4 protein-coding genes are annotated in these 10,411 nt (G+C 47.0%); all 4 read right to left on the bottom strand.

Annotated features, from left to right (window positions below; genetic code table 11):
- Positions 1–25 precede the first annotated feature (25 nt).
- A complete protein-coding gene (locus NDI44_RS25795) occupies positions 26–544 on the bottom strand; it encodes a beta-ketoacyl synthase N-terminal-like domain-containing protein (protein WP_339380850.1) in 519 nt (172 codons plus the stop codon).
- Between the two features lie 128 nt (positions 545–672).
- Positions 673–858 (bottom strand): hypothetical protein, encoded by a 186-nt coding sequence (locus NDI44_RS25790; RefSeq protein ID WP_190416006.1) that lies wholly within the window; start codon positions 856–858, stop codon positions 673–675.
- 291 nt (positions 859–1,149) lie between these two features.
- Complete coding sequence (locus NDI44_RS25785) at positions 1,150–2,487, bottom strand: AAA-like domain-containing protein (RefSeq protein WP_190416005.1); 1,338 nt, start codon at positions 2,485–2,487, stop codon at positions 1,150–1,152.
- A gap of 385 nt (positions 2,488–2,872) precedes the next feature.
- Entirely contained in the window at positions 2,873–10,267 is a 7,395-nt protein-coding gene (locus tag NDI44_RS25780; RefSeq protein ID WP_206755327.1) for a cadherin-like domain-containing protein, read from the bottom strand.
- Positions 10,268–10,411 lie beyond the last annotated feature (144 nt).

The raw sequence follows: 10,411 nt of genomic DNA, 5'->3' as shown, positions 1-10,411 counted from the left end.
ATAGTTAGCTTTTCTGCATTGAGGTTTAAAATTTTTTGAACTTCTTGAAAGCTAGCGCCATGAAACAACGTCCCATCTTAGTAGGTAGAGAGACTCGCCAATGCCTTATCTTCAGTGCTATTAAAGGCTTCATAAATTGGAGCCGTTGGATTTTTTGCACCAGCTTATCTGACTGCTGTAATGATAGCGGGGCGTTCTGAGCATCCTTAAAGCGCTTCAGTACCATCATCCCGATTGCTTCACTGAAAAGCATTCCATCAGAATCAGCATTAAATAGTTTGATTTTTTGCTGTTTATAAAAAGTGTGAGTTTTACTAAAACACATATACATAAAAATTGAGGTATCAGTATCTACACCCCTAGCCCGGATCATGAAGCTACGGTATGCAGCCAACTCGCTAATAGCCATTTGTACGCTAGTTAGTGAACTCGCCAAGGCAGCATTTACAATACAGTTAATCTGGTTCAAATTTAAGCGGGTAGCAATCCATCGGGTCATGATGTTACCTAACGTACCGGGAAAATAATTTTCTTTCCATCCAATGTAAATCAGTTTATTTTTTTTAAGAATCCGTTGGGTATCTTAATCAAGCAGGCTACTGCTTTTCAATACCTCTTTTGAAACTGAAAACCGCAAACAATTAGTCAGGAATGTAATCAATTTTTAGCCCCTCAAACACCTAAAATAATGGCTGACGTAAACCCATTGAATTTTTCAATTTTACCATGTATCGCATCTTCAAGTACCCGCTTAGCAACCACTAGCGATAGCCCTTGAGAAACATCTGTTATTTTTAAAATATTAAGAGGAATCCTGAACTTCATCGGATTAAAACTAACATCTGAAATAAAGCCCACTCGCTTCCAACACATCTTATCTAGCGCTTAACGATCGGGATTGTAGTAATTATCTACATGCCAATCCCAGAGAATAACTTCAGTTATACAATCAACTTTTTTAATGAGGTTTATCCAGTAATATCGTAAATTAATAGCTCGTAGCAAGATAAAATTTATACCAATAAATGTAGCAAAAATACGATTAGATTGGCAGTTAATTTTGCTATTTTCAGAAAAATTATTAACATTCAAATAAATCATCTTTATTAGATAGTTTTAAAACTTGAATTAAGATTATTATCATTAGCTTTAAGAGCGCTCGCTAAAATACTGCTGATACAGATCGCAGCTAACCATTGCTAGCTTGTCTTGCATCGTCACCAGCCCAATACTCTGTAACTTAAACGCCTGTAACTGCTCCAACTCAACGGGGGCTTTTGCTCTTAACATCTTCTCAAATGCTGCTGCTAGTTCAGGGTGGTGCTGTAGGTACCACGATTTTTGATGCAGGTATTCACTATAAACTCCGGTATCTGAAGCAGCCGTTTGTAGCAGTTCCTCTAACGTTAAACTCCCTTGAGCCAGATGATATAAAGCAACACGTAATAGATAGGGATGACCAGCCACTAGCCACATCAACTGAGATAGCTCGTGGATTGATAGATTGAGTCGATGGCGGTCAGCTAAATCCTGTACTTGTTCCCAAGTAAATGAGTCTAACTGAATCTGTATCCCTACCTTAAAGGGAGACTTATTCATATTTAAAGAGGTATAAGCTTCCGTAGAATTTATCACTACTAAGCGGAGTTTTTTCCAAATATCGTTATCTTTTGCTTCCTCATGCCAAGAACGCAAAAGGGATAAAAAATCTTGGGTAACTTGGGGATATTGGAAAATTTCATTTACTTCATCCACTGCTAAAACAAGTGGCCTATCAATTTGTGTTAGTAGATAATCTTGAAAGTAGTTTGTACAGCTAGCCTTACTACCTAAATCCTCAGACCAATAGTCATCCAATCTCGGTTTTAGTTTCAGTCTTTGACTCACTTCGTAGGCAAACCACCGCAACAACCTATTTAGGTTTGCGAGAATCAACTGATCTACTCTCTGCAAGTTCAAGCTGACTGTTTGATAGCCTAACCTTGTAGTATGAGCGAGAATCCTTCCCATCAAAGAGGTTTTGCCCATCTGTCTGGGTGCTTGGATATGGATAAAGGCTCCTGGCTTCATAATTTCTGTGTAACATCTTGTTTCATGAGGGACTCGCTCGATATAAAAGGAAGAATGTATAGAAACTCGTCCCTCTGGAAATTCCAAATCCATCAATTCTGAATTTAGTGTCTCAATTAGGTTGCCAGTTTTCCTCAAAACTTGGTTCAACCATTGCCTTTCCACGATAGAACGAAAATTATTTTTACTAACTTTTACTCCCAATATGCCAGACAAAAGCCGCCATAGCTGAGGAGCAACTGTTTGTTGAATATAACTTGGGGAATATTCTAATTCTTTGGCAAATTGCTCATAAGTTTTTCTAGGATATTGCCAAAACTGATGCAACACAGCTTTTTGAATATTATTGAGAGATTTTCCGGTTTTTGCAAAGAGCAATTTTTCAACAAATTCTAAGCCATCACGGCTTTCTTCCATAGCTAGTAAACTAAAAATATACATTGCAAAGTTGTTAGCTATAACGACCGAATTTTATAACGCTAAAGAGTAAGCTATAACTAAATTAAAACTAATCTTTTTCATTTGCATACGGAGTATAAAGCGAATAAAACTAAATTTTTTGATTCCTTAATTTATATTTAATAATTACTATTTTTAAGAGTAAACATGGAAAAAGTAAGGAAAAAGTAAGGAAAAAACTATAGTCCAGCATGAGCAGAAAAGCTCATGCTGGGTTGAAGGCTGGAATGGGGATAGTGATCGCACCCAACAGGATTGGTGATACGGAGTTCCAACCAGTTGGGCGCTCGATCATGGCTGCTGTTGCTTGGGGAACCTCAGAATGCTGAGACTCCAGGTTAATTTAACTGAATAGGAAACCTGCTGCATTATCAGCCGCGACGTTCAGCCCTATGTTGTCTTGGGTAAACCCGGTTGTTCCATTCATCGTCAGTAGCAAGGTGCCAGTACCAAATCCGGCATTGCCCGCAATGTTGTCGCTCAGGCGGAAGGCAGTAGTGCTGCCACTGGTAACGACATCGATTGTGACATTGTTGACGAACTTGAGTACATCTCCGCCTGCGCCACGAGTGAACTGGTTGATAATATCTGTACCCTGCCCCACGGTATAAATCAGTGTATCTACATCGCTATCTACACCGAAGTTGAACGTATCGTTGCCAATTCCGCCAACGAACGTATCGGCACCTGCATTACCTGTCAGGACATCATTGCCAGCTCCACCAGAGAGGAGGTTATTAGCACTGTTGCCAGTGATTGTATTATTCAAGTCGTTGCCGATGCCATCAATCGCTGCATTTCCGGTGAGTACCAGATTCTCGAAGTTGGCGGCTAACGTCCAGCTGAGAGCAGATTGAATCGTATCAGTTCCTTCATTCAAGGCTTCCGTCAGGATATCGTCGAGGGAATCAACGATATAAGTATCATTGCCTGTGCCACCAATCAGCGTATCAACTCCCAATCCACCATTCAGGGTGTCACTACCCGCTCCACCAGTGAGGATGTTGTTAGCACTGTTGCCAGTGATGGTGTTGTTGAGCGTGTTGCCCGTCCCATCAATCGCTGCATTTCCGATGAGGATTAAGTTCTCAACGTTGTTGCTTAGCGTATAGGTAACGGATGACTGGACTGTATCCGTACCAGCATTCTGGGCTTCAGTAACAATGTCCCCAACGGCATCGACAATGTAGGTGTCATTGCCGCCACCACCGGTGAGGGTATCGTTGCCTGCTCCGCCATCCAGAATGTTATTGCCGCTATTGCCAACGATAGTGTTAGTTAGTTCGTTACCAGTGCCGTTGATACTTTCAGTCCCCGTCAGGGTTAGGTTTTCTACGTTTGCATTCAAGGTGTAGGTAACACTGGAGTTGACCTTGTCCAGACCTTCGTCTAACAGCTCAACAATGACATCGCCTGTATTATCGACGATGTAGGTATCGTCACCTGCTTCACCGATGAGGGTATCTGCTCCACTTCCACCATTGAGGGTGTTATTAGCACTGTTGCCCGTCAAGGTGTTGTTCAAGGTATTACCTGTACCATTAACTGCGGCAGATCCTGTGAGGATTAAGTTTTCCAAGTTTGCTCCTAAAGTCCACGTCAGGCTAGAAGTCACAGTGTCAATTCCCTGGTTCGCTTGCTCTGTGACGATATCGCTGAGGGAATCAACAATATAAGTGTCGTCGCCCAACCCACCGATGAGCGTATCGTTACCAGCATCACCATTGAGGATGTTGTTGCCACTATTGCCTGTCAGGGTGTTGTTAAGGCTATTGCCTGTTGCGTTGATGTTAGTAGTGCCGGTGAGAGTAAGATTTTCTAATTCTGCACCCAATGTCCAACTAATGCTGGCGTTGACGGTATCTGTCCCCTGTGCCGCCAGTTCTGTGAGAATATCGCCTAAGGAATCAACGACATAAGTGTCGTTACCAGCGCCCCCAATCAAGCTGTCGTTGCCTGCACCCCCATTGAGAACGTTGCTGCCCGTGTTGCCAGTTAAGGTGTTATTTAGCTCGTTGCCAGTGCCGTTGATACTTCCAGTTCCTGTGAGGGTCAGGTTTTCTACGTTTGCGCTCAAGGTGTAGCTCACACTCGCGTTCACCGCGTCAAGACCTTCGTCTAACAGCTCAACAATGACATCGCCTGCATTATCAACAATGTAGGTATCATCGCCTGCTCCACCAATGAGCGTGTCTGCTCCAGTTCCACCATTGAGCGTGTTATTGGCACTGTTACCCGTCAACGTATTGTTCAAGGTGTTGCCTGTACCATTGATCGCAGCAGTACCCGTCAGGCTCAGGTTTTCTACATTGGTCGCTACCGTGTGGGTAACGGATGCCAAAACCGTGTCCACTCCAGCACCTACTGCTTCGGTAATGGTGTTCGTTGTCGTGCTGACGATGTAGGTGTCGTTGCCTGCTCCCCCTACTAGGGTATTGGTTCCAGCCCCGCCATCGAGGGTATTGGTTCCAGCCCCACCGCTGAGGGTATCATTACCATCCCCACCGCTGAGGTTATCGTTGCCAGCGCCAGCAGTGATGGTATCGTTGCCCGTGCTGCCAGTGGCATTCAGTGTGCCCAAGAAGCCGCCAAAATTGAAGGTTTCAAAGTTTTGGATGACCAGCCCTGGAATCCCGGTGAGTTGATCGGTGGTTGCGGAACTGTTCAACGTTAAAGCAGTTGCGGCTGTGCCACCAGAGATGACCAGCGTATCGACTCCGGTTCCGCCGTCAAACAGGTCATTTTGCTGGGCGTTGGCAATTGTTGTGGTGACGGTATCGTTGCCAGCATTACCAAAGACGCGGTCTGGGTTGGCAGTGGCAGTGAGATTATCGTTGTTGGCTGTTCCGTTAATGACGTTGTAGGCAGTTATTGTGATCGCCTTACTGTCGCTCAGTGCGCCACCACTGCCCGCGTTACCTTGATCGTTCACGGTAATCGTGATGCTGTCATCCCCTAAGTAACCAGGGTTGCTGCGATACGCTAGATTATTGAGCGCAGTGTTAATGGCACTCAAAGAACCACTGAAGGTCATATATGTATCTTGATCGCCATCTCCGACTGTAAAGCTCAAACCACTAGTAGAACTGAGCGTTGCCGAACCATTGACGAGGGAAAGTGTCACTTGTAAGGAACTAGTCCCTGCATCGACATCCGTGACGCTAATGCCTGGAATGATTTGACTAATGTTCGAGGTTACCGTTTGGGTAGTTGGCACCGTTAGCACTGGGGCATCGTTGACTGCCGTCAAGCTAAAAGACTGAGTGGCTGCCACTGAACCGCCATTACCATCGACAACGTTGTAAGAAAGGTTGACCGTGCCATTAAAGTTAGCAGCAGGTGTAAAGCTGTAGGTACCGTCGTTATTGTTAACTAGTGAGCCATTGCTTGCCGTGAGATTAGCAACAGAAAGTGTGTCACCATCCACATCGCTGAAGCCTGCCAACAGGTCAGCAGCATTGATGGTGTAAGCAGTGTCTTCGGTACCAGCCCCTAGAGATGCAGTGGCAAGGCCTGTGGGCGCATCGTTGGCAGGAGCGATCGCAAACGACTGAGTGGCTGCCACTGAACCGCCATTACCATCGACAACGTTGTAAGAAAGGTTGACCGTGCCATTAAAGTTAGCAGCAGGTGTAAAGCTGTAGGTACCGTCGTTATTGTTAACTAGTGAGCCATTGCTTGCCGTGAGATTAGCAACAGAAAGTGTGTCACCATCCACATCGCTGAAGCCTGCCAACAGGTCAGCAGCATTGATAGTGTAAGCAGTATCTTCGGTTCCAGCAACTAGAGATGCGGTAGCACTGCCCGTGGGAGCGTCGTTGACGTTTGCGACTGTCCCCGTTGCCTCACTGGTAGAGGATTCCACCGTGCCTTGTCCGTCGGTGTAAGATGCCGTGACGGTGAAGACTTTACCCACATCGGTTTGTGTCAAGGTGTAGGTAGCGCCTGTAACGCCAGTGCTTACTCCATTGGCAAACCAAGTGTAGGTCACGACACCTAAGCCATCGGCATCTGCCAAGGTGTTGGCAGCCGTCAATACTTCGCCTTGAGCAGCAGTACCGCTGATAGTGACGGTGCCCGTCGGTAAATCGTTGACGGGGGTAACACTGGTACTAATCGTATTGGTAGTGGCAGAAATTGCTGTTGCACCGCCTCGGCTACCTGTGTTCACGTTGATGGGATTGTTGCCGCTGGTAAATGCACCATTGTAGGTATTATCTAGGGCGCGGATTGTGAGGGCAGGTGGAGTACCGTTGTAGTTGACAACCGGAACAAAGCGGACTGCGGTAGTTGCAGAGAGTGCCAGGGCGGTTGCGCCATCGGTTACCGTGCCGACGTTAAACCAGTTGGTGCCATCAGTGGAATATTGCCAGATGCCTTGAGTTGTTGCATTGGCTGTATTGCCTACGACTGCCACCCCACTGAGACTAGAGTTGGGGTTGGGGTCGCTGAAGAGTCCGCTGAAGAGGGTGGTGATGGTTTGACCAGCAGGGGTCGTTGTGTCTTCCGAAATGGCGGTTAGGGTAGCATTGCCGGTAAAGCTGGGAGCTATGTTAGGGGCATCTGTGATGGTAAGCGTAGCACTACCTGTATTGTTCAGGAGTACTGAAACAGACCCCTGGAAAGCTTCGGCACCATGATTTATAGTCGCCACATCAAGATTGCCGTCACCATTGATATCTGCCAAGGCGACAGCAAAGGAGTCTATTCCACCAGTTGAGACATTGCTAGAGCCTGTAAAGTTGCCTGCGCCATCCCCAAACCGCAAGGAAACCTTGCCAGAGGTGGTAACCGCTAAATCAAGGTTGCCATCCCCATTGATATCCCCCAAAGCGAGACCTCGTGGATTAGTCCCAACTGACACATTAGTAGAACCCGTGAAGTTACCTGTGCCATCTCCTAACCTTACCGAGACTGTGCCAGCACTATAGTTTGCCGTTGCAAAATCAAGCTTGCCATCGCTGTTGAAATCTCCTAAAGCAATAGCTTGAGGATTAGTGTCAACAGACACTTCACTTATGCCGGTGAAATTGCCTGTGCCATCCCCTAGTCGTACCGAAACTGTATTAGCATTAGTGTTTGCGGTTGCAAAATCAAGCTTGCTGTCTCCATTAAAGTCTCCTAAAGCAATAGCTTGAGGATTAGTCCCAACAGGCACGCTGGTAGTGCCAGTAAAGTTGCCTGTGCCATCCCCTAATCGCACCGAAACCGTATTAGCATTAGTGTTTGCCGTTGCAAAATCAAGCTTGCCATCGCCGTTGAAATCTCCTAAAACGAGACTTGCTGGATTACCTGCAACGGTGATATTGGTGGTGCCGGTAAAGTTGCCTGTGCCATCCCCTAATCGCACCGAAACTGTATTAGTATTAGCATTTGCGGTTGCAAAATCAAGCTTGCCGTCTCCATTAAAGTCTCCTAAAGCAGGACGTGAAGCATAACCTCCAACAGGGACATCCGGAGTGCTGGTGAAGTTGCCTGTGCCATCTCCTAACCGGATTGAAACCGCAGAGGTGATCGTGGAAGTGAGTAGATCAAGCTTGCCATCCTTGTTGACATCACCAAGAGTAAATCCTGCGGGAAACGGCCCGACTGACACCAACGGAGCAGCCCGGAAGGGGGTGGTGGAATTGTAGGCTAGGGTGTAGCCACTACCCGAAGTCAAGTTGAGTCGCACGGTTTCGTTCGGGTCAACAATCCCATCATTAACGGCAGCCACCTGAAGGGTAGCGGTGGTAGCTCCCGCAGCAACAGTAAAGCTGCCGCTAGTCACTCCTGTGATATTGTTGCCTGCGGTTAGGCTAAAGTCGGCAGGAGTCGTCGCGGTGCTGCCGGAGAGGTTGTAGTTGATCGTCAAGCCACCTGCGGGTGCTGGGGCATCGAGGGTAATAACGAAAGTGCCAGGAGTTCCAGCTTCTGTAGGGGGAGTGCCTGTTGCGAGGGAGACATCAGCGACAGCCGCAAGGCTAAAGGATTGGGTCGCTGGAGTAACCCCGCCATCACCATCTACCACGTCATAGTTCAGCGTAACCGTACCGTTGTAGTTGGCAGTAGGTTTAAAGATGTAGGTGCCATTGCCATTGCTGATGATAGAACCGTTGGTAGCGGTCAGGTTGTACACTGAGAGGATATTGCTCTCGACATCAGTAAAGCCTTGCAACAAGCTAGCGGCGGTGATGGTGTAAGCGGTATCTTCGGTTCCTGCTGCCAACGTTGCGGTAGTGCCCGTTAGAGTTGGAGCATCGTTGACAGGAGCGATCACAAATGACTGAGTGGCTGCGACTGAACCACCATTGCCATCTACAATATCGTAGTTCAGTGTAACGGTGCCGTTGAAGTTGGCAGCAGGTGTGAAGACGTAGTTCCCACTGCTATCTGCCGTCAGAACCGTGCCATTGGCTGTGATATTGCTGACTGACAAGGAATCGCCATCAACATCACTAAAGCCTGCTAGCAAGTCGGCTTTGCTGATGGTGTAAGCGGTGTCTTCCGTTCCAGCAACTAGAGATGCGGTGGCAGAGCCAGTAGGAGCATCGTTAACCGCCGTGATGCTGGTGTTGATGGTGTTGGTGGTACCAGAAATCGCCGAGCCTCCCCCATTTGTACCAGTATTCAGATTGACGCGAGTACCCCCACTGGTAAACCCACTCGTGTAGGTGTTATCGATCGCTCGAACAGTTAAAGCCGGGGGAGCGCCGTTGTAATTGGCAACGGGAACAAACCGGACTACTGTGCTGGCAGAGAGTGCCAGAGCTGTTGCACTATCCGCAACCGTGCCTACAGCAAACCAGGTCGTACCATCTGTAGAGTATTGCCACGTCCCTTGTGTAGTTGCATTTGCAGTATTCCCAACCACCGCAACACCGCCAAGACTTGCGCCTGCATCCGGGTCACTAAACAGTCCATTGAAGACAGTGGAAATCGTTTGACCACTAGGGTTGGTCGTGTCTTCGGCAACAGCAGCTAGTGTTGCATTACCTGTAAAGTTAGGTGCCTGATTGAGGAGGGATAGGGCAATATCATTACCATCCCCTGCCGCATAAGAGATGGTGGCATTTATTCCAGAACCCAGATTAACTGTGGTTCCTTGAGCTAAGCCATTAAATTTTCCATTGATAGCATCAACACCATCATTGTTGACAATGATAAATGTGTTGCCACCACCTGGCGTAAATCCACTAAACAGTGATGTATTTAGCACAGCACTAGTGCCAATCGTCACTGTACCCGTTACATTTAGCTGGTCGTAGAATCCAATTCCATTGCCTGCCGATGTGCCGCCTAACTCAACGTTGAACCGTGAGCCATTGGTAAAGTTAACGGAGCCTGTGTTGAGAATACCAATGCCACTACCAGGAGCCAGCGCTCCATCACTGTTAACCGTGACATTGCCAATTACTGTGCCCGATCCACCGAGGGTTCCACCGCTGTTGATAGTAGTGCCAGCAGTCGCAGTTTTACCATTGACATCGAAAATCCCTTCGTTAATAACAACCGACGAGAAAGTTTCGCTGGAACCCAGTAATGCTTTATCAGTAGAAGTTGTCTTGTCGATTACCAGGTTGCCCTGCGTCCCAGTGCCTAAGCCGGTATAAGTGTTTGTCGCACTGCCTACTAAAGCAATGGCACCCGTTCCTGTGATTCCATTCGTATCGGCAGAAATGACATCTCCAGCAACTTTAATACTGAAGCCACTGCCTACAATCGTCTGCACCTCAGTGATGATCAAGTCATTGTTCACGACCAAGTCTTTGCTGAGCGAAAAGTTTGCCTGAGAGTGAAACTTCAGCTCAACATCATCAATAGAACCGCTGAAGTTATTGATATAGCCCTCTGCAAAAGAGTTCGGCTCTCCAAAGACAACCTTACCGCCAGCATTTTTGAG

This window comes from Trichocoleus sp. DQ-A3 (assembly GCF_039961975.1).
Taxonomy (GTDB): Bacteria; Cyanobacteriota; Cyanobacteriia; order Cyanobacteriales; family FACHB-T130; genus FACHB-T130.
Note: the sequence above shows the minus strand (reverse complement) of the source record. Positions and strands in the feature narration are given on the sequence as shown.

What these genes read in the sequence shown, in the direction of transcription:
- NDI44_RS25785 (WP_190416005.1), bottom strand. Translation starts at nt 2,487, where the DNA reads ATGGAAGAAAGCCGTGATGGCTTAGAATTTGTTGAAAAATTGCTCTTT.